Source organism: Undibacterium sp. Tian12W, from assembly GCF_049339405.1.
In the GTDB taxonomy this organism is placed as follows: Bacteria; Pseudomonadota; Gammaproteobacteria; order Burkholderiales; family Burkholderiaceae_D; genus Undibacterium.
Genome location: NZ_JBMPPK010000001.1, coordinates 139,024 through 166,004, shown reverse-complemented (window position 1 = coordinate 166,004; position 26,981 = coordinate 139,024). Strand labels below are relative to the sequence as shown.

General features: G+C 51.5%; 21 protein-coding genes. 11 read left to right on the top strand and 10 right to left on the bottom strand.

What is annotated here, in order from left to right; all coding sequences use genetic code 11:
* Window positions 1-170: 170 nt before the first annotated feature.
* The gene (locus ACO0LI_RS00675) at window positions 171-968 is read left to right on the top strand and encodes a helix-turn-helix domain-containing protein (RefSeq protein WP_422949463.1); all 798 of its coding nucleotides are present in this window, start codon (window positions 171-173) and stop codon (window positions 966-968) included.
* Here ACO0LI_RS00675 and ACO0LI_RS00670 read toward each other — a convergent pair.
* The 6 genes from ACO0LI_RS00670 to recG all read right to left on the bottom strand — a co-directional run bounded on the left by ACO0LI_RS00670 (window position 941) and on the right by recG (window position 8,991).
* Window positions 941-3,196: a patatin-like phospholipase family protein gene (locus ACO0LI_RS00670; protein ID WP_422949462.1), complete on the bottom strand. Its 2,256-nt coding sequence runs from the start codon at window positions 3,194-3,196 to the stop codon at window positions 941-943. The genes ACO0LI_RS00675 and ACO0LI_RS00670 overlap by 28 nt on opposite strands.
* Window positions 3,197-3,375: 179 nt before the next feature.
* Complete coding sequence (gene rimJ, locus ACO0LI_RS00665; protein ID WP_423030101.1) at window positions 3,376-3,921, bottom strand: ribosomal protein S5-alanine N-acetyltransferase; 546 nt, start codon at window positions 3,919-3,921, stop codon at window positions 3,376-3,378.
* Between the two features lie 18 nt (window positions 3,922-3,939).
* Window positions 3,940-4,884 carry a hydrogen peroxide-inducible genes activator gene (locus ACO0LI_RS00660; protein WP_422949460.1) on the bottom strand — a complete coding sequence of 315 codons (945 nt, stop codon included), beginning with the start codon at window positions 4,882-4,884 and terminating at the stop codon, window positions 3,940-3,942.
* Window positions 4,885-5,307: 423 nt separating this feature from the next.
* Window positions 5,308-6,219 (bottom strand): SDR family NAD(P)-dependent oxidoreductase, encoded by a 912-nt coding sequence (locus ACO0LI_RS00655; RefSeq protein WP_423030099.1) that lies wholly within the window; start codon window positions 6,217-6,219, stop codon window positions 5,308-5,310.
* Between the two features lie 114 nt (window positions 6,220-6,333).
* Entirely contained in the window at window positions 6,334-6,828 is a 495-nt protein-coding gene (locus tag ACO0LI_RS00650) for a GNAT family N-acetyltransferase (protein WP_422949457.1), read from the bottom strand.
* Window positions 6,829-6,834: 6 nt separating this feature from the next.
* On the bottom strand, window positions 6,835-8,991 hold the full coding sequence (recG, locus tag ACO0LI_RS00645; RefSeq protein ID WP_423030097.1) for an ATP-dependent DNA helicase RecG: 2,157 nt from the start codon (window positions 8,989-8,991) through the stop codon (window positions 6,835-6,837).
* Between the two features lie 196 nt (window positions 8,992-9,187).
* Between recG and queA the strand changes: the two genes are divergently transcribed.
* The 9 genes from queA to ACO0LI_RS00600 all read left to right on the top strand — a co-directional run bounded on the left by queA (window position 9,188) and on the right by ACO0LI_RS00600 (window position 23,113).
* Window positions 9,188-10,237 (top strand): tRNA preQ1(34) S-adenosylmethionine ribosyltransferase-isomerase QueA, encoded by a 1,050-nt coding sequence (gene queA / locus ACO0LI_RS00640; protein WP_423030095.1) that lies wholly within the window; start codon window positions 9,188-9,190, stop codon window positions 10,235-10,237.
* Entirely contained in the window at window positions 10,230-11,363 is a 1,134-nt protein-coding gene (gene tgt / locus ACO0LI_RS00635) for a tRNA guanosine(34) transglycosylase Tgt (RefSeq protein WP_162039972.1), read from the top strand. The genes queA and tgt overlap by 8 nt, the downstream gene beginning before the upstream one ends.
* A 142-nt stretch (window positions 11,364-11,505) precedes the next feature.
* Window positions 11,506-13,029, top strand: coding sequence for a flavin monoamine oxidase family protein (locus tag ACO0LI_RS00630; RefSeq protein ID WP_423030093.1), 1,524 nt, complete (start codon window positions 11,506-11,508; stop codon window positions 13,027-13,029).
* A gap of 235 nt (window positions 13,030-13,264) precedes the next feature.
* Window positions 13,265-14,788, top strand: coding sequence for a YdgA family protein (locus tag ACO0LI_RS00625; RefSeq protein WP_423030091.1), 1,524 nt, complete (start codon window positions 13,265-13,267; stop codon window positions 14,786-14,788).
* Window positions 14,789-15,064: 276 nt separating this feature from the next.
* A complete protein-coding gene (yajC, locus tag ACO0LI_RS00620; protein ID WP_422949452.1) occupies window positions 15,065-15,391 on the top strand; it encodes a preprotein translocase subunit YajC in 327 nt (108 codons plus the stop codon).
* A gap of 79 nt (window positions 15,392-15,470) precedes the next feature.
* Entirely contained in the window at window positions 15,471-17,360 is a 1,890-nt protein-coding gene (secD, locus tag ACO0LI_RS00615) for a protein translocase subunit SecD (protein ID WP_422949451.1), read from the top strand.
* A gap of 33 nt (window positions 17,361-17,393) precedes the next feature.
* A complete protein-coding gene (gene secF / locus ACO0LI_RS00610) occupies window positions 17,394-18,416 on the top strand; it encodes a protein translocase subunit SecF (protein WP_422949450.1) in 1,023 nt (340 codons plus the stop codon).
* A gap of 252 nt (window positions 18,417-18,668) precedes the next feature.
* On the top strand, window positions 18,669-20,021 hold the full coding sequence (locus tag ACO0LI_RS00605; protein ID WP_423030089.1) for an efflux RND transporter periplasmic adaptor subunit: 1,353 nt from the start codon (window positions 18,669-18,671) through the stop codon (window positions 20,019-20,021).
* The gene (locus ACO0LI_RS00600) at window positions 20,018-23,113 is read left to right on the top strand and encodes an efflux RND transporter permease subunit (RefSeq protein ID WP_422949448.1); all 3,096 of its coding nucleotides are present in this window, start codon (window positions 20,018-20,020) and stop codon (window positions 23,111-23,113) included. The genes ACO0LI_RS00605 and ACO0LI_RS00600 overlap by 4 nt, the downstream gene beginning before the upstream one ends.
* Window positions 23,114-23,186: 73 nt before the next feature.
* On the opposite strand, the gene ACO0LI_RS00595 is transcribed toward ACO0LI_RS00600, so the two are convergent.
* From ACO0LI_RS00595 to ACO0LI_RS00580, 4 genes are all read right to left on the bottom strand, one after another.
* Entirely contained in the window at window positions 23,187-23,579 is a 393-nt protein-coding gene (locus ACO0LI_RS00595) for a MarR family winged helix-turn-helix transcriptional regulator (protein ID WP_422949447.1), read from the bottom strand.
* A 120-nt stretch (window positions 23,580-23,699) separates the two neighbouring features.
* Complete coding sequence (locus ACO0LI_RS00590) at window positions 23,700-24,266, bottom strand: YceI family protein (RefSeq protein ID WP_422949446.1); 567 nt, start codon at window positions 24,264-24,266, stop codon at window positions 23,700-23,702.
* A 57-nt stretch (window positions 24,267-24,323) separates the two neighbouring features.
* Window positions 24,324-24,890 carry a YceI family protein gene (locus tag ACO0LI_RS00585; protein WP_422949445.1) on the bottom strand — a complete coding sequence of 189 codons (567 nt, stop codon included), beginning with the start codon at window positions 24,888-24,890 and terminating at the stop codon, window positions 24,324-24,326.
* Between the two features lie 83 nt (window positions 24,891-24,973).
* Entirely contained in the window at window positions 24,974-25,510 is a 537-nt protein-coding gene (locus ACO0LI_RS00580; protein ID WP_422949444.1) for a cytochrome b, read from the bottom strand.
* Window positions 25,511-25,763: 253 nt separating this feature from the next.
* On the opposite strand from ACO0LI_RS00580, the gene ACO0LI_RS00575 reads away from it, so the two are divergent.
* Window positions 25,764-26,969 carry a sterol desaturase family protein gene (locus ACO0LI_RS00575; protein WP_422949443.1) on the top strand — a complete coding sequence of 402 codons (1,206 nt, stop codon included), beginning with the start codon at window positions 25,764-25,766 and terminating at the stop codon, window positions 26,967-26,969.
* Window positions 26,970-26,981 lie beyond the last annotated feature (12 nt).

Below are 26,981 nucleotides of genomic sequence, written 5' to 3'. Positions count from 1 at the left end.
TTTCCATCTTGAGACGCTTGCTATTGAACTTCATGCCGCTTTTGCAGGTCGAAGTGTCGCAATAATTAAAAAAACGTACCAGAAAATTGCTGAAAGAATAGTTAATTAATCTGTTTGGTACTGAATTGCGGTACTATTTGCGAAATTTTACATTTAGCCAGGAAGCCTTCATGAGTTCTCCCGAATTGGTCTTGAAAGTCTTGCGCTCAGAATTGCGAGCAGCAGGCGTGACTTACAAAATGCTGGCAGACCGTATAGGCATGAGTGAGTCCAGCATGAAGCGCATGTTTGGGCAAAAGGACATGAGCCTGTCGCGCCTGGCAGAAATCTGCAAGGCCTCAGGCATCGCCATGGAAGATGTCTTGCGCCAGGCCGCCGATGTCACGCCGCATGCCGATACCCTGAGCCTAGCGCAAGAACAATCGCTGATGGCCGACCCCAAATTATTGCTGGTAGCAATTTGCTGCCTCGGGCATTGGACGCTGGAACAAATCATAGAAACCTATCATTTGTCAGAAGCAGAATGTGTCTTGCACCTGATCGCGCTCGATAAACTTGAAGTCATAGAATTGCGGCCCCTTAACCGCTATCGCCTGAAAGTGTCGCCAGCTTTCCACTGGCGTCCTGACGGGCCAGTGCAACAGTATTTTCGCGATGTTGTCGTTGGTGATTACTTCGACGGCAGCTTTGCCGGACAGGGTGAGACTTTGCTCTTCGTGCCAGCCCGGGTGTCATCGCACAGCGCGATGGAGATGGTGCAAAAGATACAGCAACTGGCTGCCGAACTCGCACGTCTGCATCAGGATGACCGCCGCCTGAGGCCAGAAGAGCGCGATGGTTTTACATTGCTGGTGGGCTTCCGTTCCTGGGAGTTTTCAGCCTTTACGGCACTGCGCCGTCCTGAGGCTGCAGTGCCGGTCAAAAGTCTGACCCATCAAATTCACCAGATAGGCCCGAGGAAAAGGTAAAGCGAAGAGCCATTGCCACGGGTTGCCCCGGCACCAAAAAACAGCGGGCCAAAACGCGTTTCTACCGAAACAAAGGCGCTGCCTGCCTGTTTAAGCGAGCCCAGTCGCAAGGCTTGACCATTGCCGTAAGAATTGCCCACTTCCAGCGAGAAACCAGTCCGTATCGCGCCGCCTATCGTGGTTGGCAATGCGCCGATTTTGCGCGCTATGACAAAGCGGCCAAAAGCGGTGGCGTCACCTTCCAGCGAGTTGTTGGCAGTGCCTGACAGGCGCAAGAAGCCGCCCAGCGGGTTAGGTGCACCACCACGCTCTGAACGGCTCCATTCTCCATATAAATGCCCTGCCCAGTCACCAAGCCGGAAGGCTGACAAAGCATCGATCTGCGATTGTGCCTGTGAGCGCTCACCCGGATTCTGTGACGGTGTCTGTTCCCAGGAGGAAGTAACCAGATAACCGCGGCTAGGGTTGGCCAGCGAATCGAGGGTATCCAGACGGAAGCGCAAAAAACGCGTGGTACTGTAATAGCGCAGGCTATCTTGATTCGCAACGGCGGGCAATAAAATATCGACTTTGCCAAAACCACGGCTGACCCCCGCTTCTATGGTGCCCCAGTTATCCAGTTGCCGTCCAAAAGCCAGGGTGGCCTGGGTGCCGCGCACCCCTACGCGCAAGGCCCTGCGGCCCTCTTGGTACAAATCCAGGCTGCTGCCATTGTATTCAAGCGAAGGGGCGATATACCATGGTGAGCCAGAAGCCAGCGGTTGCCAGAACTGTGAGCCCAACTGGCGTTGGCTGCCTATGCGGGCAAAGGTGCGCAATTCTGCGCCATAACTATTGAGCGAGGATGCAATATGCAAGACGCTCAGGCCAAAGCGGTTTTCATCGGCAAAATCACTAGTCAGCTCCAGACCTACCCGCAAGCGGTTGCGGCTGGAATTGGATTCTGATGGCCTGATCAGTACATTGCGCTTGCCATCTTCATCGCTGATGACAGTTTCTATATTATCGATATCACCGCGCCCATACAGCTTGCCCGAGGCTTGCCTGATTTGTTCTTGCGACAAGACCTGGCCCTCCTTCAAACCCGTTTGCGCGATCAGGGCCTGAGGATTGATATAGCGCGGACCTTCGACCTCTATCTTTGCAAGTGGCAGTTTGTCGGCGGTATTTCTGCCAGCTTGCCCCGCGTTCGAGCGCTGGTATTCAAAGACCGCATATTGCTCATCCGGCACGCGCAAGGCACTCAGTTGCGCCGCCATTTTATTCGTGGCGATTTCACCTGCCTTGATGGTCTGTTGATACAGTCCAAAATCAAGAAAGCTGGTGCCTGACAATTCCGGTGCGATCAGCACATCGGATTTGCGCAAATCCTTGATAGAGCGCTGCACGTTTTGCTCAGTGAGGATTTGCAGCATCTGCTTGGTTACATCAATCGCACTATTGAGTTCATGTTCCTTGGCCAATGGCGTGCCCACATTCACCGCAATGATGATATCGGCCCCCATGGCGCGGGCCAGTTCTACTGGCAAATTACTGACCAGGCCACCATCAACCACCAGTTTTTGTTTGATACGCACAGGCGCGAACACACCTGGCAGGGCCAGTGAGGCGCGCATCGTCATCAACAGGGGAGTGTCATTCAATTCCACCATCTCGCCAGTCAGCAAGTCAGAGGCGACAGAGAGGAAGGGAAGGGCCAACTGATTGACCGGCTGGTCGCGCATGCCTTCTGGCATCAGGCGGGTCAAGGCGTTTTCCAGGGCAGCATTGCCGGCAGCTGCCGGAGGCAAAAATACGCCAGACTTGGTCACCGCAAACTCTATGCGGGAAGGCAGCATCAGGTCTTCTTCCTTGCGGCGGAAGTCCAGATCATAGCGGGCAGGGCGGTCAGCCAGAACGCTGTCCCAGTCAGTTTCCTTGACGATTTGCTCCAGCTCATCGGCTGAGCGCCCTGCAGCATAGGCGCCACCAACGACCGCACCTATGCTGGTGCCAACCACCATATCTACAGGCACACGCATTTTGCGTAAGGCACGCAAGACACCGATATGGGCAAAGCCGCGCGCACCGCCACCGGATAGTACCAGGGCGACTTTGGGACGCGTCGTTTGTATATTGGCCGCAGGGCTGGAGTTTGGCGCATCACCAGTGGCTTGCGCCTGGCTGTCAAAGGTAAACAAGCTGGCTGCCAGGCAGGCAATGGCCAACAGGACTCGGGACAATGACATGAACTGAAGCTTTCTGTAGAAATGTGGTGTGCGGGTCTGCTGTTACAGACCGCAATCACCAGCGTGTTTCGCAAAAGACCGCAGTATATACGTATCGCCTTGCCCGATGATGGACAGCTTGCTAATTCAGAGTTTCCGGTTTGATTGTTTGGCTTAATTGCCCAGCCTGGTTGTCTGGATCAGTTATCCTCATTAACCAGTGCGGTCAGGATATGGTCACGCCAGACGCCATTGATCTTCAGATAAGACTTGGCATAGCCTTCTTTTTCAAAGCCCAGACGCTCCAGCAAGGCACCGCTGCGCTGGTTTTGTGGCACATAGTTGGCCATAATACGATGCAGTCCCTGTTCATGAAACATGTGGGCAATACCAGCCTGCACCGCTTCTTGCATAAGCCCCTGGCCTTGTTGCTGTTCGGCAATGGCATAACCCATGTGGCAAGCCTGGAATGCACCGCGGACGATATTGCTGAAATTGCAAATACCTATCATGGTCTGGTCCTGGCACACTGCAAAATGCATGGCCAGACCAGCTTCCATGAGGCGAAAACTGGCCAGTAGTCTTTCTTCGCATTTCTCCAGCGAGAAAAATTCTTCATCACGGGCAGGTTCCCAAGGTGCCAGGTGGCTACGGTTGAGCAGCAGGTATTGCTGCATCATGGGTGCATGTTCGGGCATCAATACCCGCAATTGCAGGCGCGTGGTCGCGATCGCTTCTTTGTTCATCGTGCTGGGGAAATAAGATTATTGAGTGCTCGCCGCTTCATCAAGCATGGTGACGCCGGGCAAATCACAAGCCATCACAGCCTTGCATATCGCTTCAATTGCCGCCTGGCGGGTAAAACTCTTGCGCCAGGCAATCACGACGCGGCGGTCGGGTGCCGGTGCAGTGAAAGGCAGGTAACGCAGCATGCCATCTTTAGCATCCATGTCAGGTACCGACGCCATCGGCAATACCGTAATACCTATGCCGGACGCCACCATGTGACGTATGGTTTCCAGTGAAGAACCTTCAAAGGTCCTGGCAATGCCGTCCCCCGTTGTCGAGAAACGCGACATTTCAGGGCAAACTTCCAGCACCTGATCGCGGAAGCAATGGCCATTACCCAGCAAGAGCATGGTTTCTGACTTCAGTTCTTCTGCTGAGACTTCCTTGCGCTCTGCCCATGCATGGGTACGCGGCATGGCGACGACAAAGGGCTCGTCATACAGCGGCTGTATCATCATGCCCTGGTCTGGAAGGGGCAGGGCCATGATGGCGGCATCGAGCTCACCCTGGCGCAATAACTCCATCAGTTTCACGGTGAAATTCTCTTGCAACACCAAAGGCATCTGCGGCACCTGCTGTATCATGGTTTTCACCAGCGTAGGCAGCAGGTAGGGGCCTATCGTATAAATGACGCCAAGGCGGAAAGGTCCAGCCAGCGGGTCTTTGTTTTGTTTGGCGATTTCCTTGATGGCAGCGGTCTGTTCCAGCACGCGTTCAGCCTGGGCAACAATCTGTGCACCCAGCGGGGTGGTGGATACCTCGGTGCCGCCACGTTCAAAAATAGTGACGCCTAGTTCATCTTCGAGTTTTTTGATGGCGACAGACAGCGTAGGCTGAGCGACAAAACAGGCTTCTGCCGCATGGCCAAAATGTTTTTGCCGGGCTACGGCAACAATGTATTTTAATTCTGTGAGTGTCATGCCGTTAGTTTGGCACAGACTGAGAGCAGCGTCAGCAAGTGCTTTGTACAGGGAGCAAATTTTTTCCTGAATTTAACAATGACAGGGGGAGTATTTTTTAACAATCATACCGTATATACGATATCCGCCTGTTTTGGTACATACTCTGCCAGAAACTAAATTGTAGATGCGATGCTGGTTGTTTGCAGGATTGTTGATCTGGCGCAGTGTCTTGGGCCGGGTTTAATGGTAGGCGGTAGATGACCAGGGTAGTGCGCATAGACAAGCATAGCCTCGTAGGAGCGGCTGCAGCCGCGAATGACCGATGCATGCAAAATGCTGATACGGTCAAGCGTTCGCGACTAAAGTCGCTCCTACAGAATGATTGAAGCGCTTACTTACATTTGAGCGGAGTTTCTGCAGAAATTCAGCAGAGATTCAGCATCAGCCTTTAGACTGGCTCATGGCCTTGGTCAACTCCAGATGCCCCTGTGCAGCGCCGCTTTCAGGCACAGCCTCACTATCACGCTGGCGCACTTCCGCCAGACGTGCAGCCAGTTGCTCAGGTGCATCTTCACCGCGACCTACCCAGACACCTTGTGTGAGCGTGATATTTGCAGCTTCAAAACTGCCCGCGCCTGCGCACAGGATGGCACGGTTAGGTGCCTGCTCAGACGCCAGCACCAGCATCGCAGGTACCACATCGGATGGTTGCAGTGCCGCCAAAAATTCTGCCGGGAACAGGCTCTCAGTCATGCGGGTTGCCGCAGTCGGCGCCAGGCTGTTGACGCGGATATCATACTTGGCACCTTCCAGCGCCAGCGTCTGCATCAACCCAACCAGGGCCAGCTTGGCCGCGCCATAATTTGACTGGCCGAAATTGCCATACAAGCCGGAAGAAGACGTTGTCATCACGATGCGGCCATATTTTTGTTCTGTCATGATGGCCCAGACTGCCTTGCAGCAATGTACCGCACCCATCAGATGTACATCCAGCACCAGTTTAAAGTCGGCAATATCCATCTTGGCAAAACTCTTGTCTCGCAATATACCGGCGTTGTTGACCAGGATATCAATCCGCCCCCATTGCGCCATGGTCTCTGCCACCATCGCCTGCACCGCTTCAAAATCAGTGACCGAGGCACCATTGGCAATCGCTTCACCACCAGCCGTACGTATTTCTTCAACCACGGCCAGTGCCGCGGCAGATGAACCGCCGGAACCATCACGCGCACCACCCAGATCATTGACCACCACTTTGGCGCCGCGCGCAGCCAGCGCCAGCGCATGTTCACGTCCCAAACCACCACCAGCACCTGTTACGATGGCAACACGGCCTTTGAAGTCTATTGTCATTTTTTCTCCTGTTGTAATTTGAAATCGTGGGCAGACTCAGCCCTGAGATGACGAGTGTATGCTATTTTTTTGGCGATGTAGCAGCAGGCAGCTCAGTTTTTTAGACGCTGGCGACTAAACAGCTTTTGCACCGATTTTCTTTTGCATGATGATCGCACCACCAAATTCCGGGTTCAGCTCATACGGCGCGAAGCCCTCTGCGCGATACAGATTCTGTGCACGGGTATTGCCCTCCAATACTTCCAGCGTCATCTTGCAATAACCTAGTTGTTCAGAGAGGACAGTCAGGTGCTGCATCATTTTATTGCCTATGCCCTGGCCACGAAAATCAGGGTGTACGGCAAAGTCATGGATATTCAATAAAGACTTGCAGGCAAAGGTGGAGAAGCCTTCTATGCAAATCGCAAAACCGGCAACCTGATCATTCACATAGGCGAGTATGGCGCGCACAGTATTGCGTTTTTTGAGTTCAGTGATGAGATTGGCTTGCGCATAATCTGACAGTGCTTCGCCGCCGCCCATGGGGTCCAGCGCGTACATATTGAGCATGCTGACCAGGTCTTTGGCATGCTGTGGATTATTGACATCAACATCGACGATATTCAGCATAGGTTTTTATACTCTCAAAAATTCTTCTTTATATCCCAGCCAGCGTTGCAGATGGGCAGCAACGGTGACGGGGTCATTTTTTAATAATTCATCGGCCAGATTGCGCGCTTTATCCACCAGCCATTGATCAGTTTCCAGGTTGGCAAAGCGTAACATGGCTTCGCCGGATTGGCGTGCACCGAGGAATTCACCGGGCCCGCGTAATTCCAGGTCCTTGCGCGCAATTTCAAAACCATCATTACTCTCGCGCATGGTGGCCAGCCTTTGCTTGGCAGTGCCGCCCAGCGGGCCTTGATACAGCAACAGGCAGACGCTGGCTGCGGCACCACGGCCTACGCGGCCACGTAACTGGTGCAATTGCGACAGGCCAAAACGCTCTGCATGTTCTATCACCATCAGGCTGGCATTCGGCACATCGACGCCAACTTCAATCACCGTGGTAGCCACCAATACCTGGCTGTCATTGCGGATGAATGCTTCCATCGTCGCCTGTTTTTCTGCCGGTTTCAGGCGGCCATGGACCAGGCCCACCTTCAGTTCTGGCAGGGCTTCAGCAAGCATGGTGTGCGTGTCAGTTGCTGTTTGCAGTTGCAGGGTTTCTGATTCTTCTATCAGTGGGCAAACCCAGTAGACTTGCTTGCCTTCCTGTCCGGCTGCCTGTACGCGGGCGATGACTTCATCACGGCGGTTCTGGTCGATGACGCGGGTGACGATAGGTGTGCGGCCTGGCGGCAATTCATCAATGATGGATACTTCCAGGTCAGCGTAATAAGTCATCGCCAGTGTGCGCGGGATAGGCGTGGCCGACATCATCAGTTGATGTGGCACCTTGCCCGCCTCAGTCTTGTTGGCCAGATTCAGGCGCTGGCTGACACCAAAGCGGTGTTGTTCGTCGACGATGACCAGGCCCAGCTTTTTGAATTGCACGCTGTCTTGTATCAGCGCGTGGGTGCCTATCACCAGTTGCGCTTCACCAGAAGTGATGAGTGCATTGGCAGCGTCTTTTTCTTTTTTCTTCAGGCTGCCAGTCAGCCAGGCAGTTTTTACTCCCAAGGGTTCCAGCCATGCGGCGATTTTCCTGAAATGTTGCTCGGCCAGAATTTCTGTTGGCGCCATCAGCGCTGCCTGGAAACCATTGTCTATCGCTTGCGCCGCTGCCAGTGCCGCTACGATGGTTTTGCCGCTACCTACGTCACCCTGCAACAGCCGTTGCATTGGGAAGGCTTCACGCAGATCGTCGCGTATCTCGGCCAGCACTTTTTCTTGCGCCCTGGTGAGGGAAAATGGCAGGTTCAGCAAGAAGGCATTGCTGAGCTCACCCACCATTGGCAGCGCATTTGCGCCTTTGCTGCGGCGGGTAATTTGTGCGCGCTTCAATGATAATTGCTGGGCCAGCAGCTCATCGAATTTCATGCGTTCCCAGGCCGGATGTTCGCGTTCTATCAGGCTATGTTGATCGACATCCGGCGGCGGATTGTGCAGGGTGCGTATGCTGCTTTCAAAATCCTGCAAATGCAGGGCAGCCAGGCGCGCAGGCGACAGGGTGTCACGCCAGTTGACGCGTGTCATGGCATTGGCAATGGCCTTGCGCAATAAAGCTTGTGGCACACCTTCGCCAGATGGATAAACAGGCGTCAATGCGGTCGGCAAAGGTGCGCCTTCATTGACGATCTTGTAATGAGGATGCACCATCTCCGCGCCAAAGAAGCCATGGCGTAACTCACCACGGGCCCGCACCCGCACGCCAACCGCCATTTGCTTGGTCTGGTTGCCATAAAAATTCAGAAAGCGCAGTACAACCTGGCCACTATCGTCGGCAATTGTCACTACCAACTGGCGGCGCGGGCGGTACTGGATATCGCATTCTGTGACCAGACCCTCAACCTGCACACTGCTGCCGCCACGGAAAGAAGCATCGCGCATGCTGACGATTTCAGTTTCGTCTTCATAACGCATGGGCAGGTGCAAGACAAAATCCATGTCCTTGCGTAAGCCCAGTTTGGCAAGCTTTTCACTGGCTTTGGCTGCCGGGCTGGCAGTTGCCTTGGTTTTTTTTGCAGGTTTTTTGGGACTGGATTCAGGCAAGGCAGTGATGCCAGCCATGGCTGCATCAGCTTGTGTATTTTTTAACTCTGCACTTGCACTTTGGTCTTCAGCGGCCATGGGGTGTAAAATGGTGGGTTTTGCTGTTAGCTTACTTTTTTCAGGAAATTCACAAAACCTTGGGTTTCAGGCTGTTTGTCTGTGATCTTACCCGGGTTTGCTACGATAGTGTGCATTCTACTGGTATTTTATACAGTGTAAAGTAGCTTTATGTCTGTTTTTCCTGTTTTACCCCCGTTTTTTGTAGAATTTTTGCATGTCTTACTCCCTAAGTGATTTTGATTTTGAACTGCCTGAAACCCTGATCGCGCAAACACCTTTGCCCGACCGTACTGCTTCACGCCTCTTGCATGTTGATGGCGATAAGTTGGTCGACAGGCATTTTGCTGACATCCTACACCAGCTCAATGCCGGTGATTTGCTGGTCTTTAATGATACCCGTGTACTCAAGGCGCGCTTCTTTGGCGTCAAAGAAAGCGGCGGCAAGATACAGATGCTGGTCGAGCGTGTACTGTCGAATAATGACAAGGAACGCAGCGTGCTGGCGCAGATGCGTGCGTCCAAGTCGCCACTGCCGGGTAGTAAAATTCGCCTGGCGGACAGTTTTGATGTGGTTGTCGGTGAGCGCGTCGGTGAGTTTTTTACCCTGTACTTCCCTTCTGATATTTTCACGCTGCTGGAAACCTATGGTCGCCTGCCTTTGCCGCCGTATATAGAACATGATGCCGATGACTTTGACGAGCAGCGTTACCAGACTGTGTATAACCGTGTGCCCGGTGCGGTTGCAGCACCAACGGCTGGGCTGCATTTTGACGAGGCGCTGTTGCAGCGTTGCCAGGATAAAGGCATCAAACTCGCCTATGTAACCCTGCATGTGGGCGCGGGCACTTTCCAGCCTGTGCGTACCGAAAACCTGGCAGATCACCAGATGCACAGCGAATGGTATACCGTGCCGGATGAGACCGTGGCAGCCGTGCAGGCCACCAAAGCCGCGGGCGGCAAAGTGGTGGCTGTCGGCACAACCAGCATGCGTGCGCTCGAATCGGCTTCACAAACAGGCAGCTTGCAGGCAGGCAGCGATGACACCCGTCTGTTCATCACGCCAGGCTATGTATTCAAAACCGTGGACAGGCTTATCACCAATTTCCACTTACCAAAATCCACTTTGATGATGCTGGTATCGGCATTTGCCGGGTATGATCGCGTCCGCGCTGCTTATGCTCACGCTATCGCTCAACAATATCGTTTTTTCAGCTATGGCGATGCCATGCTGCTGACCAATTCCTCCGGGGAAGACCATGCTTGAATTTACACTCATTAAAAAAGATAAAACTACTGCCGCACGTCGTGGTCGTGTCAAAGTCAACCATGGTGAAATCGAAACGCCTATCTTCATGCCAGTCGGTACTTATGGCTCGGTCAAGGCGATGTCGCCGCTGGAATTGAAAGAGATAGATGCCCACATCATCCTCGGCAATACCTTCCACCTGTGGCTGCGTCCTGGCACGGAAGTACTGAATAAATTTGGTGGCCTGCATGGTTTCATGGGCTGGGATAAACCTATCCTGACTGACTCAGGCGGCTTCCAGGTATTTTCGCTGGGTGCAATGCGCAAGATCACCGAAGAGGGCGTCAAGTTTTCTTCACCTATCAGTGGTGAGCGCCTGTTCCTGTCGCCAGAAATCTCCATGCAAATCCAGCGTTCGCTGAACTCTGACATCGTCATGCAGTTCGATGAATGCACACCGTACGAAATCGACGGCAGGCCAGCGACGACAGAAGAAGCAGGCAAATCCATGCGCATGTCTCTGCGCTGGGCCAAGCGTTCTATTGATGAATTCAATCAGGGTGAAAACCCGAATGCCTTGTTCGGCATTGTCCAGGGTGGCATGTTTGAACACCTGCGCGATGAATCCCTGGCTGGCTTGAATGAACTGAATTTCCACGGTATCGCCATCGGCGGCCTGTCGGTAGGTGAGCCTAAAGAAGACATGATGCGCGTACTCGCGCACGTTGGACCCAAGCTGCCAGAAAACAAGCCGCATTACCTCATGGGCGTAGGCACACCAGAAGACCTGGTGGCTGGTGTTGCCAATGGCATAGACATGTTCGATTGCGTCATGCCTACCCGCAATGCGCGCAATGGCTGGATCTTCACTCGCTTTGGCGATATCAAGATCAAGAACGCCCGTTACAAGGAAGAAAAAGAACCACTGGATGCGACTTGCGAATGCTATGCCTGCAAGAACTTCTCACGCGCTTATCTGCATCATTTGCATCGGACCGGTGAAATTCTGGGCGCACGTTTGAATACCATCCACAATCTGCATTACTACCTGGATTTGATGAAAAACATCCGTAAAGCACTCGACGATGAGCGCTTCCCTGAGTTTGTCCAGCAGTTCCACGCAGATCGCGCGCGCGGCGTTTGAATCAGTGTTTGAGTCAGCGTTCGTGTCTTATTTAATACGGTAAATAATGACGGACTGATCAGTAATACGAATTATATTCAGGCTGCTTGCAGGCAAAATGACGCTCTCGTCCGAGTGGACAAATGAATACTAGAGGTCTGATATGAATTATCATCCCGTCATTATTGCCGGCGGCGGCATTTCTGGTCTGTATTGCGCCTGGCGTCTGGCCTTGTCGGGGCAAAAAGTCGTGGTGCTGGAAGCCTCATCTGACCGCTGGGGTGGCCGCATAGAGACTGAAGATCTTGATGGCTTCATCGCCGAATGGGGGCCTATGCGTTTCGAGCCCACCCTGCAACCGCGCTTCGATAAATTGTGCCGTGACCTGGGGGTCAAGCTGACCGAGTTCAGCGGCCCTGAAGGTGAAGAAGTCAACGCACCTACCTATGACTTGCCTGCCGAGGAAATGGGTCTCAACTCTCTGCAACTCCTCAAGCGCGGCATCATGCTGATCTTGGGGCAAGACCCGCAAGACCAGGCCTGGATAGACGCGCAGACCGAAGCTGATTACCAGCGCATGCGCAAACATGCACAACTCAATGGCCAGCCCTTGTGGAGCATGGGTTTCTGGAACGCCATGTCTGCCGAAGGTGCGCTCAGCCATCTGGCACTGACCAAGCTGCGCGACACTGGCACTTTCTACCACATGATCCCGGAAAACCTGAATGCGATAGAGTGGATCATCTGGTGGCTACGCGCCCTCAAAACTGTAGGTCAGCAACTGGCCAGCGTGGATGGCGGCACCGCAAAACTGACAGAAAGCCTGATGGCCAAATTGCGCGGCCTTAGCAATGTCACCCTGGCCGGTGGCCATATGCTGACCAGTTTCAAGCAAATCGCCATGGGCCAGCCTAGGCTGGAACTGGATGTACATACCAAGAACGGCAATATACAGTTGCAGACCGACAGGCTGATCCTGGCTTTGCCCAGGATGCCGCTGGTGAAACTGGCATCCTGCCTGCCTGAACATGTCTCTTCCCAGCTTGATGCAGTGAATGGCTTTCCGATGCTGAAACTGTTCTTCGTGACGGATTCGCCTTGGTGGGATTACTCACAGCGCCCGCAACAATATGCGAGCTGCCTGCCTACCCGTGAAATCCATTATTTCCGCCGCCCGCAAGGACATGACAAGGACGGTCATGGCATGGTCTTGCTGTACATGGACCGCCCATCGACAGAGTTCTGGAAACACTACGTCATGGAAACCGACAAACATGACCGCGCCGAGATAGACCAGAACGTCAAGATCGTCGATGCGTTCTCGCTATTTGTCGCGCGTGATGTGAAACGCCTCGTCGATATAAAACGCTCAGGTCTGAAACTGACTGACCAGGCCCAGCATATGTTTGAAGAAAAATCGCTGGAAGACACGCGCGACTTTATTAAGAATTCCATCGTGACTTATGGCATACGCGACTGGGCGAGAGCTCCTTATGGCGCGGCCAATCATGGCTGGCAGCCGGGTGTGCGCTCATGGAAGGTCATGGATGTGTTCAAGGCCTTTGACTTTGGCAGTGGTGCCAAGAATATCCACATCGTTGGCGAGGCATATTCCGATTACCAGGGCTTTGTTGAAGGTGCCTTGAATACCTCGGAACTGGCGTTGGCGACGATACGCTCCAGTTAATGGAGAAGTACTGAAGAAGAGTATTTGATAAGAGTATTAGTAGCGGCAAGGGAGTAAGCGTGAGCTTGCTCCCTTTTTTATGCGATATTCCAGTTCAAACCGAGGACTTCTCATATACAAAAGTATTGACCGTCAAATGCAAGAATGACAATCCAGAAGAAGCTTGTTAAACTCTTTGCAGGTCCTCATGACCAAAGCCAAAATGGCAAGCATGCAGCTTAAATGGAGATAGCTTGTGAGTAAAAGTACAAAACTGATCGCGGTAGTAGTGGTCCTGGCAATCGCCTATCCTGCAGCGGCCTGGTACACAGGAAAAAATGTAGAAGCCAAACTGACAGAGAGCAGCCTGAATCAGGCTAAATCTTCTCCCTATGTCAAAGTCATCAAGCAAGACTATCAACGCGGCGTGTTCTCTTCCACTCAGGACACGACACTGGAGCTGACTTTCCCTGGTATTAAAAAACCGGATTTCCCTCTGCCTGGTGCCAGTGCCGAAGCTGGTACTGACGCCAATACTGCAGGACAGCCGGCTACTGACAATTCTGCCCCAGCGGCACCAGTCGGTACAGCAGCCGTGCCGGCAGTCCCAGCGGCACAAACTCCACCAGCAGATCCGGCATTGGCAGAAAAAGCATCTAAACCGCTGCAAATACATTTCATTAACCACATCCAGCATGGCCCGCTGCCTGCATTCCGTGGTTATGGTGCGGCCCTGATCAAGACTGAACTGGTGCTGGATGCAGAAAGCAAGGCACAGCTTGCCAAGCTGTTTGGTACTGCCAACCCTATAGATATCACCTCACGCCTCAATTATGGCGGCAGTGGCCGTGTCAGTATTTCCAGCCCGGCATTCAATACTGTCATGGAAAAAGACAAGGAAAAAGTCAACTGGCAGGGCTTGAGTCTGGAAGTAGGCTTTGAAAAAGATTACAAGGCATTTAATGTCGTCATGAGTGCCCCTGGCTTGACCGTCGATGGGCTGGAAGGTCAGTCATTCAAACTGGGTGCGGTCAGCCTCAAAGGTGAGGTGACGCAAGCTTATCCGGGTACCCGACTTTATTTGGGCAAGACTGAAACCACTGTTGCCAATATCAGCTATACCGATAAAGTCGAAGCCAAGAAAAGCTTTACTCTGGATCAGTTCAAGCTCGGCACTGAAGCCACTATGAAAGATGAACTGATGGACTTTGTCGCCAGGATAGGCGCTGCCAAACTCAGCTTTGATAATCAAGAGTTTACTGATTTCCATTACGACTATGGTGTAAAGCGCATTCATGGCCCATCCCTGGCAAAAATTTCTGTTGCCTATACCGATGTGATGAGCGCGCCTGGTGACCCAGAAAAAAGAGCTGCCCTGAAAGCCATATGGGATGAAGTCGCCACGATCGTTTTGCAAAAAGAACCAGAGCTGGTACTCGAGCGCCTGAGTGTCATGACGGTCGATGGCGAGGCAAAACTCGCAGGCTCTGCCAAACTGGTAGGTGCAACGGTGGCAGATACAGCCAACCCTATGTTGCTGCTGCCAAAATTGCAAAGCAACCTGGATGTGACTTTGACAGAAGCGTTGGTCGTCAAACTTGGCGGGGCCAGCCAAAAAGATCCAGAAGCCCAAAAAGCTGCCCAGGCTGCCATGGCCCAACAAATCCAGGCTTTCGAAGGCCAGGGCTTTATCACCCGCAGCGGCAAACTGCTGAGTTCCAAAATCGAATGGAAGCAGGGTGCTTTGACCATCAACGGTAAACCATTTAGCAAGCAATAAGTATTATTGTTGTAAAATTTGCATTTATTCAGTCTAGGTAGGCAATCATCCGGGTGCCCCGGTGATTGCCTGCCTTTTTTTGCGCGGCTTTCTTTTGCAGATATCCCGACAATTTCCAGCATTTGGCATAGGCGATGCTAAAATACGCCGCTTTGCCGATTGAAAAATAGGCATTTGGTGCTATATACCAGGAATTGAGCAATAATTGCGGCAATTTATATCCGGGTTTTAGCCAGGAAATTAGAATTTCATTATTAAAATGACAGGAGTCTGAACGTGTTTATTTCCAATGCTTACGCACAAGCAGCCGCTGGCGGCGATCTCCAGAGCAATCTGCTGACTATGTGGCCTTTGCTCCTGATGGTAGCAGTAATGTATTTCTTGATGATACGCCCTCAGATGAAGCGTCAGAAAGAGCAAAGGGCAATGATGGATGCCCTGGCAAAGAATGATGAAGTGGTCACAGCAGGCGGTATCCTGGGTAAAGTGACCAAGGTAACTGATGCTTACATCACGATAGAAATTGCCAATGGCACAGAAGTCGTCGTGCAAAAGATGTCCATCACCATGATGCTGCCCAAGGGCACGATTAAAGCGATTTAATCAGAAAAACACGGCAACGCAGTCCAAAAATAAACTGGGCTGCGTTGTGCTTTTTTAGCTTCCAATTATTTTCCCCATTATGAATCGCTATCCACTCTGGAAGTACATACTGATTCTGATTACCCTGTTGTTTGGTGCTTTGTATACTGCGCCAAATTTCTTTGGTGAATCACCTGCAGTGCAAGTCAGTAGCGGTAAAGCCACTGTCAAGCTTGAGGCTGACATGACTGGCCGCGTAGAAAAAGCGCTGGAACAGGCTGGCCTGAAAAGCAAGGATATCTCCTACGAATTTAACGGTACGCAAGGCTCAGTCCGCGCCCGTTTTGACGATACGGATACCCAGTTCAAAGCCAAGGCAGCGCTTGAGAAAGCCTTGAATGCGGATCCTGCAGACCCTACATATACGCTGGCTTTTAATCTTTTGCCAAATACACCGAAGTGGATGCAAAACCTGCGCGCCATGCCCATGTTTTTGGGACTGGATTTGCGCGGTGGCGTGCATTTCCTCATGCAAGTCGATACCAAGGCTGTCATGAACAAGCGGATGCAGAGCCTGACCTCCAGTGTGCGTAGCTATTTGCGAGAAAAAGATGTGCGCCACGCGGGTCTCGACCGTGAAGGCGACCTGATCAAGCTCAAGTTCCGTGATGCGGATGAACGCACCAAGGCCAAGAATGTCTTGCTGTCTCGGATGACAGACGTCGATTTGCTCGACACCGCCGGTAGTGATGGCGCTGACTTTGGTTTGCAGGTAAGCCTGAAGGCAAAAGCACTCAAGGATGTTGTCTCTGAAGGTATCAAACAGAATATTACTGCCTTGTCCAAGCGTGTGAATGAACTCGGTGTTGCTGAGCCCATCATCCAACAGCAGGGGCCTGACCGTATCGTCGTGCAATTGCCAGGTGTACAGGACGTTGTGCGCGCCAAAACCACGATTAATCGCCTGGCGACACTGGAAGTGCGTTTGCTTGACGAGTCTGTAGTTACCAGAGCTGATTGTTCAGTTGATCCCAATACTCCTGTACCTTATGGTTCGGAAATGTTTGCGTCCAAGCAGGGAAGCCTGATTTTGGTTAAAGAGCCTGTGATCACGGGTGATGACATCACCAGCGCTATGGGTACTACCGACCAGCGCAGTTCGCAGCCTGCTGTGAGTGTTGATCTGAATGGCGACGGTGGCCGCAAGATGGCTAACGCGACCAGTTCCAGGATTGGCAAGTGTATGGCTATCGTGTTGTTTGAAAAAGGCAAGGGCGAAGTACTGACAGCTCCAAGAATCAATGACGAGCTGCGCAATAGTTTCATTATTACCGGCATGGGAACTCCTAATGCAGCTGCCGACCTGGCCCTGTTGTTGCGCGCTGGCTCTCTGGCTGCTCCTATGGAAATCATAGAAGAACGCACGATAGGCCCGCAACTTGGTGTGGAAAACATCAAGCAGGGTCGTAATTCGACACTGTATGGTTTTATAGCAATCTCTGTTTTCATGATTGCTTATTACCTGATGTTTGGCTTCTTCAGTGTGTTGGCACTGTCTTTCAACGTCTTGTTGCTGGTGGCGATCCTGTCACTGATGCAGGCTACGCTGACCTTGCCAGGTATTGCTGCGATTGCATTGGCGCTGGGTATGGCGATTGACGCCAACGTGCTTATCAATGAACGCATACGCGAAGAACTGCGTGCAGGTAAGACACCGCAAAAAGCCATAGAAGAAGGTTTTGATCATGCGTGGGCAACCATTCTTGACTCCAATGTGACGACTCTCATCGTTGGTTTGTCATTGCTGGTATTTGGCTCCGGTGCGGTTCGCGGTTTTGCTGTGGTTCACTGTCTGGGTATCCTGACTTCGATATTCTCGTCCGTATTCGTCTCACGCGGCGTTGTGAACTTCTGGTATGGAAGAAAGAAAAAACTGGCGTCCATTTCTATTGGAACGATCTGGAAACCAACAGACAACGCTGGCAAGTAAGCGGCCAGACTATCAAGAACACAGGAATTCATCATGGAATTATTCCGTATTAAAAAAGACATTCCTTTCATGCGCCATGCGCTGATATTCAATGTCATCTCTGCCCTGACCTTTGTCGCGGCCGTGTTTTTTCTGCTGCACAAAGGCCTGCAATTCTCGGTTGAGTTTACCGGTGGTACGGTCATGGAAGTGACCTACCCCAAGGCTGCCAATGTCGATGCCATACGCCACAAGGTAGAGGAGCTGGGTTTCAAGGATTCACCAGTACAAACTTTTGGTAAGGCGCAAGACGTGGTGATACGTTTGCCGGAAACAAAAAAGGATGCCAAGGTCAGTGTTGCTGATACTGTATTTGAGGCACTTTGCAAAGTTGAAAGCGGTAGCCTCATCAAGGTTCCAGCCAGTGCAAAGGATGGTACGACCACAGAAAAACTCGCTTGCCAGGATGCTGCTAAAAACGAACTGGTCAAGCTGCAAAGGGTGGAGCTGGTCGGCGCACAGGTAGGTGATGAACTGGCACACGATGGCCTCAAGGCACTGTTATCTGTGGTACTGGGCGTCATGCTGTATCTGGCAATACGCTTTGAATGGAAGTTTGCGGTAGCAGCGATTGTCGCCAACTTGCATGACGTCATTATCATTCTCGGTTTCTTTGCCTTCTTTGAATGGGAGTTCAACTTGTCGGTACTGGCAGCAGTTCTGGCGGTGCTCGGTTACTCGGTGAATGAGTCCGTGGTTATTTTTGACCGTATCCGTGAAAATTTCCGCAAACAGCGCAAGATGTCTGTGACCGAAGTTATCGACAATGCTATTACCAGCACGATCTCACGTACCATCATCACTCACGGTTGTACGCAGATGATGGTGTTGTCGATGTTGCTGATCGGCGGTCCGACTTTACATTATTTTGCAGTTGCTCTGACGATAGGTATTTGCTTTGGTATTTACTCTTCCGTATTCGTGGCAGCGGCGATTGCGATGTGGCTGGGTGTCAAGCGTGAAGATCTGCTCAAGCCAGTCAAAGAAAAAGACGATACCGACGGTGCAGTGGTATAAAGGTGCTAAGTGTGGTGTTTGAACAGATTGTTTAAAACCTAGCAATTGTGTCTCTTCCATGTAACGGAAGGTATCTAAAATGAAAGCCAGCCTGTGTGCTGGCTTTTTCTTTGTTAGCATTTCGGTTCTGAACTTTTTAGGGGCGGTTTGTGTCTGAGGAGAAATTGCAAATTGACGTAAGAAGTCAACACTTCATCAAGAAACGCGTGGAAAAGCTTATTGATAGCGATTCCTGCACTGGATAAAAATAATATGAGCAAATTCAAAACCCTGATCATCGTCGCAGCTCTGGCAGCCGCCTCGGGCGCGGCTTACACTTATTACAAGTCATCTGACAAGGCTGCGGGTGAGGGTGCTTCTGCAAAAACGGGGGGTAGTGGCCCTGCCGGAGCCGGTGCAGCGCAAAACCGTCCAGTCACTGTCTCCACCATCATTGCACAAAAGCGTGACTATGATGTCAGGATTACTGCCAATGGCGTGGTCACTGCATTAAACACTGTTGATATCCGTCCGCAAGTCAGCAGCACAATTGCGAAGGTGCATATCAAGGAAGGGCAGTTCGTCAAAGCCGGTGATGTTTTGTTCACCCTCGATAGCCGTGTTGATGAAGTCAACCTGGCAAAAGCCCAGGCACAACTCGACAAGGACCTGGCGTCGCTGGCCGACTATCAGCGCCAGCTCGTGCGCAACAAGGATTTGGTCAGCAAGAAATTTGTTGCCCAAAGTGTTGCCGACACCAGCCAGACCCAGGTCGATGCCCAACAAGCCGTGATTGCTTCCGACAAGGCAGCGGTGAATGCCGCTCGCGTTGCGCTCAGCTATAACCGCATAGTGGCACCATCAGCTGGCCGGACTGGCATCATCAGCGTGTTCCCAGGTTCGCTGGTACAGCCTGCGACTGCGACACCGCTGGTCAGCATTACCCAGATGGACCCGGTAGCGATTGCTTTCCCGCTGCCACAACGCAATCTGCCAGATGCGCTGGAAAGCCTGAGACGCAGCGACAGCTATGTCATGGCCAATTTGCCGGATACCACGGTCAAATTCAAAGGTAAATTGCAATTCGTTGATAATGCCGTAGATGCCGCATCTGGCACGATCAAGGTCAAGGCCGTGTTTGACAACAAGGAACTGAAACTCTGGCCTGGTGCCTATGCCAATCTGGAACTCAGCGTACAGACTCTCAAAGATGTCGTCGTAGTGCCGCAGGATGCTGTGATCGTTGGTCCCCGTGGCAGCTCTGTATATATCGTTGATGCCGAAGGTAAGGCCATCATGAAGCCAGTGGTCGTGACCAACAGTTTTGGTAATGATGCGGTTGTTACTGGCATAGAGGCAGGCTCTAAAGTCGTATTGGATGGCAAACAAAACCTGCGTCCGGGCGCCAGCATCAAGGAACGTAATGGCGATGGTAAAGAAGGCAAGGGCGACAAAGCAGACAAGGGTGCCAGGGGTGCAGGCAAGGGCGAGTCTTCTGCCGGTGCTTCCGCTGGTGCTTCCGTTAGTGCTTCTTCCTCCAGCGCTTCATCTGCAACGGCTGCATATACAAAAACTGCGCCTGCTGCATCCACAGCACCAGCAGCCTCAGCCGCGAGCGCATCATGAATTTGTCTGAATTATTCATACGCCGTCCGGTCATGACGGTATTGCTGAACCTGTCCATCGTCGTGGCAGGTGTACTGGCTTACCGTTATATCCCTATCGCGGCTTTACCGAGCTATAACACGCCGGTCATCAGCGTGAATGCCAACTTGCCTGGTGCCAGTCCTGAGACCATGGCAACCTCAGTGGCTTTGCCTCTGGAAAAGCAGTTTGCCACCATACCTGGCCTGTCCATCATCAGTTCCAGCAATACTCTCGGCTCTACCTCGCTGACACTGGAATTTGACCAGAACCGTAATGTTGATGCAGCCGCTGTGGATGTGCAGGCGGCACTGCTGCGTGCGCAGCGCTCTTTGCCAGTTGATATGACATCGCCACCGTCGTATCGCAAGGTCAATCCTGCTGATGCGCCTGTGCTGTTTATTGCCCTGACATCGCCATCGCTGAGTCTTGCTGAACTGACGAGTTATGCCGAGCATTTGATCTCCCCCAGTCTGTCGACGCTGGAAGGTGTGGCCCAGGTAAATATTTTTGGTATCAAGCGTTATGCCGTGCGCATACGCGTCATGCCAGATGCCTTGCAGGCACGCAATCTGACGCTCGATGAATTGTCAGCGTCCATCCGTACCTCGAATGCAAACACGCCAGTCGGTACGCTGGATGGCGACAAGCAGACACTGACGCTGCTGGCCAACAAGCAAATGCAAAGCGCAGCAGAATTTGCCAATCTCGTGGTCAGTAACAAAGGTGGGCAAGTCGTGCGCCTGCGTGAAGTTGCCACGGTTGAAGACAGCTACGAGCAAGTCAAAACCAATGCCAATTTTAATGGCGAAAGTTCGATTACCCTGGCAATACAAAGGCAGACTGATGCCAACACCGTCAAGGTGGTCGATTCCATCAAGGCGGCCTTGCCTGGCTTCAAAGCGCAATTGCCAGCTTCAGTCAAAATGAATCTGGTGAATGACAGGTCCATCTCCATCCGTGATGCTTTGCATGACGTGAACCTGACCTTATTGCTGACGATATTCCTGGTGGTGATAGTCATTTTCCTGTTCTTGCGCCGTATGGTCGCAACCATCATTCCCACTCTGTCTTTGCCTGTGTCCCTGGTTGGTTCTATTGCTCTTTTATGGGGCTTTGGCTATACGCTGGACAATGTCTCGCTGCTGGGGCTGACACTGGCTGTGGGCCTGGTGGTCGATGATGCCATCGTCATGCTGGAAAACATCATGCGCCACGTTGAGAATGGCGAGCCGCCTTTCAAGGCCGCGTTGCAGGGTTCGCGTGAAGTGGGCTTCACCATCATTTCGATTTCCACTTCGCTGGTGGCGGTGTTTATTCCCATCTTTTTCATGCCCGGCGTTATCGGTCAGCTATTCCATGAGTTTGCCGTAATCGTCACTCTGGCCATCGTTGCTTCTGCCTTTGTTTCGCTGACGCTGGTGCCGATGCTGGCCAGCCGCTTTTTGAAGAGCGAGCATGAACTGAAAGAGCCGCCAAAAGCAGTGGGCGCCATGTTGCACTTATTTGAAAATAGTTTCAATGCGTCTTTGCGTGGCTATACTCGTGGGCTGGACATGGCATTGCGCCACCGCAAACTAGTGCTGCTGATCGCCCTGGCAACCTTTGCTGCCACGGCTTATCTGTTCAATGTCATCCCCAAGGGTTTCTTTCCGCAAGAAGATATAGGCCAGATCAATGTCTCGACCGAGGCGGCAGAAGAAACTTCTTTCCCAGCCATGGTGAGCTTGCAGGACAGGGTCGCCAAGATCATACGCGATGATCCTAATGTGGCTACTGCAACTTCTTTCAATGGTGGCAGTGGTTCGCAAAATACAGGTCGCATGTTCGTCAACCTGAAGCCACGTGGTGAACGCAAACCGATGAAGGATGTGGTCGAAGGTTTGCGCAAGAAACTTAATGAGGTTCCTGGTATTGCTGTTTTCCTGCGCCCTACCCAGAATTTGCAACTCGGTGGCCGCCCCAGCAAGAGCCAGTACCAATACATTTTGCAAAGTGTGGAAGCCGGCTCATTGAGCGAATGGGCCATCAAGCTGCAAGAAAAACTGCGCACTGATCCCGGTTTCAAGGATGTCACCACAGACTCGCAATTGAAGGGTTTGCAGGCCAGTATCAATATTGACCGTGACCGCGCGAATGCTCTGGGCGTGTCCATGGACAGCATACGTTCAGCCCTGTACAGCGCTTTTGGCGAACGTCAGATATCGACGATGTACACCAATGTTGATAGCTACCAGGTCATCATGGAAGTGGCGCCAGATGCGAAGAAAGATGAAAGTGCCATCAATGGCATTTATGTACGCGGTAATACCGGTACTTTGGTACCGCTGTCCAGTATTGCTACCGTCAAACGCACGGTAGGGCCGACCGCGATCAATCACGTAGGGCAATTGCAGGCGGTGACGGTATCTTTCAACCTGGCACCCGGCACAGCCCTGGGCGAGGCGACTAACCGCATAGAAAAATACCGCGATGAAATCAAATTGCCATCGTCCATTATCACTACCTATGGTGGTGATGCAGCGGTGTTCAAGGATTCACAATCCGGCCAGGTGATCCTCATCGTTGCCGCCTTGCTGGTGATCTATGTGTTGCTGGGTGTATTGTATGAAAGTTATATACACCCTATCACCATCCTCGCTGGCTTGCCTTCTGCCGCTGTCGGTGCTTTGCTGACCCTGCAGATGTTTGGCGAAGACCTGACCCTGATTGCCACTATCGGTATCTTGCTGCTGATCGGTATCGTCAAAAAGAATGCGATCATGATGATCGACTTTGCGCTCGATGCGCAAAGGCACCACAATATGACGCCGCCAGAAGCAATACGTGAAGCCTGCATACAACGCTTCCGTCCCATCATGATGACCACACTGGCTGCACTGGTTGGGGCTTTGCCGATTGCCCTGGGCCTGGGTGCCGGTGCTGAATTGCGCCAGCCTCTCGGGCTTGCAGTGGTGGGTGGTTTGATTTTTTCACAGGCAATTACCCTGTTCATTACACCCGTGATTTATCTGGCACTGGACCGTTTCAGCGGTAGCGGGCCCATCGTTGGTGATGCCTTGCCGGTGAAATAAATGCTGGATTCTGTCCGCAGGCAATCAGCTTGTGGATAGGCAGGGGTACTCGAACTGATTTTCTGGCGATTGCTTAACTGCAATCGTCTTCCTGCAAATGCTGCCTGAGTTTGAGCAGGCTGTTTTCCAGATTCAGGTAGTCATCTTCGGTATAAGTTTTGAACCGCTGCTTGCCGGATTGAACTACTTTGGGAAACACATCATCAAAAGTGGCTTCACCCACAGGTGTCAGTTTAACGAACAACTGGCGGCGGTCATCATTGCCGCGCTCACGTTGTACCAGGCCCTTTTGTTCCAGCCTGTCGAGCACACCTGTCAGTGTGCCCTTGGTGATCAGGGTTTTTTCGCCGAGTTCTTTGCAGGTCATGCCTGGCGTATTGCCCAGGGTGGCGATGATATCGAATTGCGAATGCGTAAAACCAAGCTTGCGCACATTCCTGGCAGAAGCCTGTTCAAATAATTGCATGCACTCCGACAGTAATCGTATGCTGCGCAGGTAACGTTCGCCCATGAAGTAAATTGTGAGGTTGTTGGTTTGGCCCCCCGCAGCTAGAGCTAGCAGGGGGCCAAACCAGGAACTACAAAATTAGTCAGCCTTGACTGCTTCTACCTGGATAGCCAGTTTTACTTCTGGTGCAAAACGTGGTGTACCAAAGGACAGACCAAAATCAGTGCGTTTGAATTCTGCAGTGGCATCTGCACCGCAAGCTTCTTTCTTAAACATAGGATGGTCGATGCACTTGAATTTGTTGATCGTCAAAGTGACTGGCTTGGTTACGCCCAGCAAAGTCAATTCACCGATAACAGCAACTGGTGTGTCGCCATTAAATTTGATGGACGTACCTTTATAAGTCGCTGTCGGGAATTGCGCTACATTGAACATGTCTTTGCCTTTGGCATGATCATTCATTTTTTCATGGCCAAAGTCGATGGAGCTGGCATCAATAACGATATCAACAGTCCCCGTTTTTGCAGCGCGGTCCAGCACGATCTTACCGCTAGTTTTTGTAAACTTGCCGCGCCAGACGGACAGGCCCATATGATCAGCTTCAAAGCTAGGATAAGTATGGTTAGGTTCGATGTTATATGTCTGGGCAAATGCAGGTGCAGTGCTGATCAACAGTGCGGCGGCGATAAGTTTAGCAATTTTCATGGTTGACTCCTGAATGGCGAAAATTTGTTTGATTAAAAAGGTTTAGGGGACTAGGTATTACGGGTTTGTTACTACGTGAAACTTGATCTGTATTTCATCGGCGACCATGCCGGTATCTTTCCATTCACCTTCACCAATATTGAAGGTGAGACGTTTGATAGGCAGGCTGCCGTCAAACACCTGGCTGTTGCCTTCTTTCTTGACGCTTAAAGGGAAGCTGACATCGACGGTCTTGCCCTTGATGCTGAGCTTGCCAGTGACATCCAGCTTGCCTGCGGCACCAGCTTTCATGGATGTAGATACAAAGCTGGCTTTAGGAAAAGCAGCAGCGTTGAACCATTCCTTCTTCAAGACTTCTTTATTGTATTCAGCATCACCGAGGTCAAAGCTGGCAACGTCAATATCTACTGTTGCCTTGGATGCTTCAGGTTTTGCGCTGTCATAATCAATGTTGGCCGCAATTTTTTTGAATTTGGCATCAACAGGTACATTCATTTGCTTGAACACAATGTTGACGGTGCTTTTTGCCGCATCAACCTTAAGTGCGGCGGCAATGGCCGGGCTGGCGATCAGCAAGGCGACAGCAGCAGATATGGCGATTTTTTTTGTGGAATATGTAGTCATACTTATACCTGTTTAAGATGGATTAATTTAGATTAACCAAGAAATATTAAAAAAATATTAATTAAAAATATTAAAAAGAGAAATTAAAAACGAGGGCGCATGCGATTCAGGAGCCCGTCTTTATCGTAGAAATGGTGCTTGAGCGCCGCAGCGACATGCAGTAAGACTAGAACGAACATGACTTTGTTTAAAATTTCATGCAATTCTTTCAAAGTCCCCTTGATTTCCGGGTTGGGAGCTATTAATACTGGTAATTCGAATAAGCCCAGATAGACTACCGGATAGCCCGCTGCCAGGGTGTAAAAATAACCAGACAAGGGCACAGTGAACATCAGTACATACAGCAGGATATGGGTAGCATTCGCCAGCTGGGTCTGGACCTTGCCCATATTCTCAGGGTAAGGCGGTGCCTTGCTCATCAGGCGTGAGATGAGACGTATGGCAACAAAAGCAAGTACCGTCACCCCCAGCCATTTATGGTAGGAGAAATATTGCAACTTTGTTGGACTGATACGCATATCAACCATGATATTGCCCAGAATAAAGGCGGCGATGATGAGTACAGCAATCAGCCAGTGCAAGGCTATACTGACATTGGAATATCTTTGAGTGGCTGCCATGCTGGCTCCTCTGATGAAAGAGATAATTAGTTCGAAGTAGAACTAATATAGCGCAAAAAAAGAAAGTCTGCTGAGAGCCGCCCAATTTTTAAGCGAATATTATGTAAGCAGCTGCTACATTTTGTTTTTGAAACTGAGTCTTCCGGCTATACTTTGCCCGGAATCTCCGCGCAATTTGCCATAAAAAGGTTTTTCCCCTGCCATTAAGGCATTCATTTATCATTGGCTTACTTGCCAATTCATCATATCAATAATGAAACCAGAAATTCCAGAAAAATCCCTAGGTAAACTATTAGTCGATCCTGCCAAAACCGTACTTGGCAACGTAGCAGGTGCCGTCACTGAAACCACAGGCTTGCTGGACCAGAGCGGGCCATTGAAACCGGGCACTGGCCTGGCCAGTGGCGTGCTGGCATTAACGCTGGCTTTCCTGTGTTTGCTGGGCGTGATAGCTTTCCACTTCCCACAGTATCTGACCACGCCTGAATTGCGTAAAAACTATTCCCCGGACGTCATACGTCATATTCTATTTGCTGCGCTGGTACTCTCTGGTGTGATCAGTTTATTGAATATACTGTTTAATCGCCGCCGTGGCTTGAATGCGGTGGCAGCAGCTCTGGTTATTGGTGCCGTGGCTTTTGGCGGATCACATGTGCCTGTTGCTGATTTTCCTGATCACACGCCATATATAGGTCTGGACTGGTTCATTCTCGATTTGCTGGGCTCGACGATCATTTTCGTCGTTATCGAAAAAATCTTCCCGCTGTACAAAGGGCAGTTGATTTTCCGTCGCGAATGGCAAACCGACATGGTGCATTTTGCCGTCAATCACTTTATCGTCGGGCTGGCATTGTTGACTGTCAATTTCGCGATACACCGCCTGTTTGGCTGGATGGCACATGACAGCGTGCGCGACTTTGTGCAGTCCATCTGGTTCTTCCCGCAGTTACTGCTGTGTATCCTGGCTGCTGACATGGTGCAGTACTGGACGCATCGCGCTTATCATGAGATTCCATTCTTGTGGCGCTTCCATGCAGTCCATCATTCAGCAAAAACCATGGACTGGCTGGCCGGTTCGCGTCAGCATATCCTGGAGTTGATTTGCACCCGCGTTGGTGTACTGGGTGCCCTGTATGTGCTGGGTTTTGACAAGACTGTCATGGATGTCTATATCATCGTGGTTGGCTTCCAGGCCGTATTCAACCATGCGAATGTGCATCTGCCATGGGGACCTGTGAAGTATGTGATCGTCACACCTGACTTTCATCACTGGCACCATTCATCAGATGATGTGGCGATAGACAGAAATTATGCGGCACACTATGCCTTCCTTGATCATCTATTTGGTACAGCAATCAAGGGGCAAAAAGGATTCCCTGAGAAATATGGCGTGCAGGGTGACTACATGCCGGACGGTTTCGTGAAACAGCTGATGTTCCCGTTCCGTTCGCAGAAATAGAGAGTAACAATA

Excerpts from the sequence above, each read along its gene's own strand:
- ACO0LI_RS00675 (WP_422949463.1), top strand. The coding sequence starts at position 171 with ATGAGTTCTCCCGAATTGGTCTTGAAAGTCTTGCGCTCAGAATTGCGA.
- ACO0LI_RS00670 (WP_422949462.1), bottom strand. The coding sequence starts at position 3,196 with ATGTCATTGTCCCGAGTCCTGTTGGCCATTGCCTGCCTGGCAGCCAGC.
- rimJ (WP_423030101.1), bottom strand. The coding sequence starts at position 3,921 with ATGAACAAAGAAGCGATCGCGACCACGCGCCTGCAATTGCGGGTATTG.
- ACO0LI_RS00660 (WP_422949460.1), bottom strand. The coding sequence starts at position 4,884 with ATGACACTCACAGAATTAAAATACATTGTTGCCGTAGCCCGGCAAAAA.
- ACO0LI_RS00655 (WP_423030099.1), bottom strand. The coding sequence starts at position 6,219 with ATGACAATAGACTTCAAAGGCCGTGTTGCCATCGTAACAGGTGCTGGT.
- ACO0LI_RS00650 (WP_422949457.1), bottom strand. The coding sequence starts at position 6,828 with ATGCTGAATATCGTCGATGTTGATGTCAATAATCCACAGCATGCCAAA.
- recG (WP_423030097.1), bottom strand. The coding sequence starts at position 8,991 with ATGGCCGCTGAAGACCAAAGTGCAAGTGCAGAGTTAAAAAATACACAA.
- queA (WP_423030095.1), top strand. The coding sequence starts at position 9,188 with ATGTCTTACTCCCTAAGTGATTTTGATTTTGAACTGCCTGAAACCCTG.
- tgt (WP_162039972.1), top strand. The coding sequence starts at position 10,230 with ATGCTTGAATTTACACTCATTAAAAAAGATAAAACTACTGCCGCACGT.
- ACO0LI_RS00630 (WP_423030093.1), top strand. The coding sequence starts at position 11,506 with ATGAATTATCATCCCGTCATTATTGCCGGCGGCGGCATTTCTGGTCTG.
- secD (WP_422949451.1), top strand. The coding sequence starts at position 15,471 with ATGAATCGCTATCCACTCTGGAAGTACATACTGATTCTGATTACCCTG.
- secF (WP_422949450.1), top strand. The coding sequence starts at position 17,394 with ATGGAATTATTCCGTATTAAAAAAGACATTCCTTTCATGCGCCATGCG.
- ACO0LI_RS00605 (WP_423030089.1), top strand. The coding sequence starts at position 18,669 with ATGAGCAAATTCAAAACCCTGATCATCGTCGCAGCTCTGGCAGCCGCC.
- ACO0LI_RS00600 (WP_422949448.1), top strand. The coding sequence starts at position 20,018 with ATGAATTTGTCTGAATTATTCATACGCCGTCCGGTCATGACGGTATTG.
- ACO0LI_RS00595 (WP_422949447.1), bottom strand. The coding sequence starts at position 23,579 with ATGCAATTATTTGAACAGGCTTCTGCCAGGAATGTGCGCAAGCTTGGT.
- ACO0LI_RS00590 (WP_422949446.1), bottom strand. The coding sequence starts at position 24,266 with ATGAAAATTGCTAAACTTATCGCCGCCGCACTGTTGATCAGCACTGCA.
- ACO0LI_RS00585 (WP_422949445.1), bottom strand. The coding sequence starts at position 24,890 with ATGACTACATATTCCACAAAAAAAATCGCCATATCTGCTGCTGTCGCC.
- ACO0LI_RS00580 (WP_422949444.1), bottom strand. The coding sequence starts at position 25,510 with ATGGCAGCCACTCAAAGATATTCCAATGTCAGTATAGCCTTGCACTGG.
- ACO0LI_RS00575 (WP_422949443.1), top strand. The coding sequence starts at position 25,764 with ATGAAACCAGAAATTCCAGAAAAATCCCTAGGTAAACTATTAGTCGAT.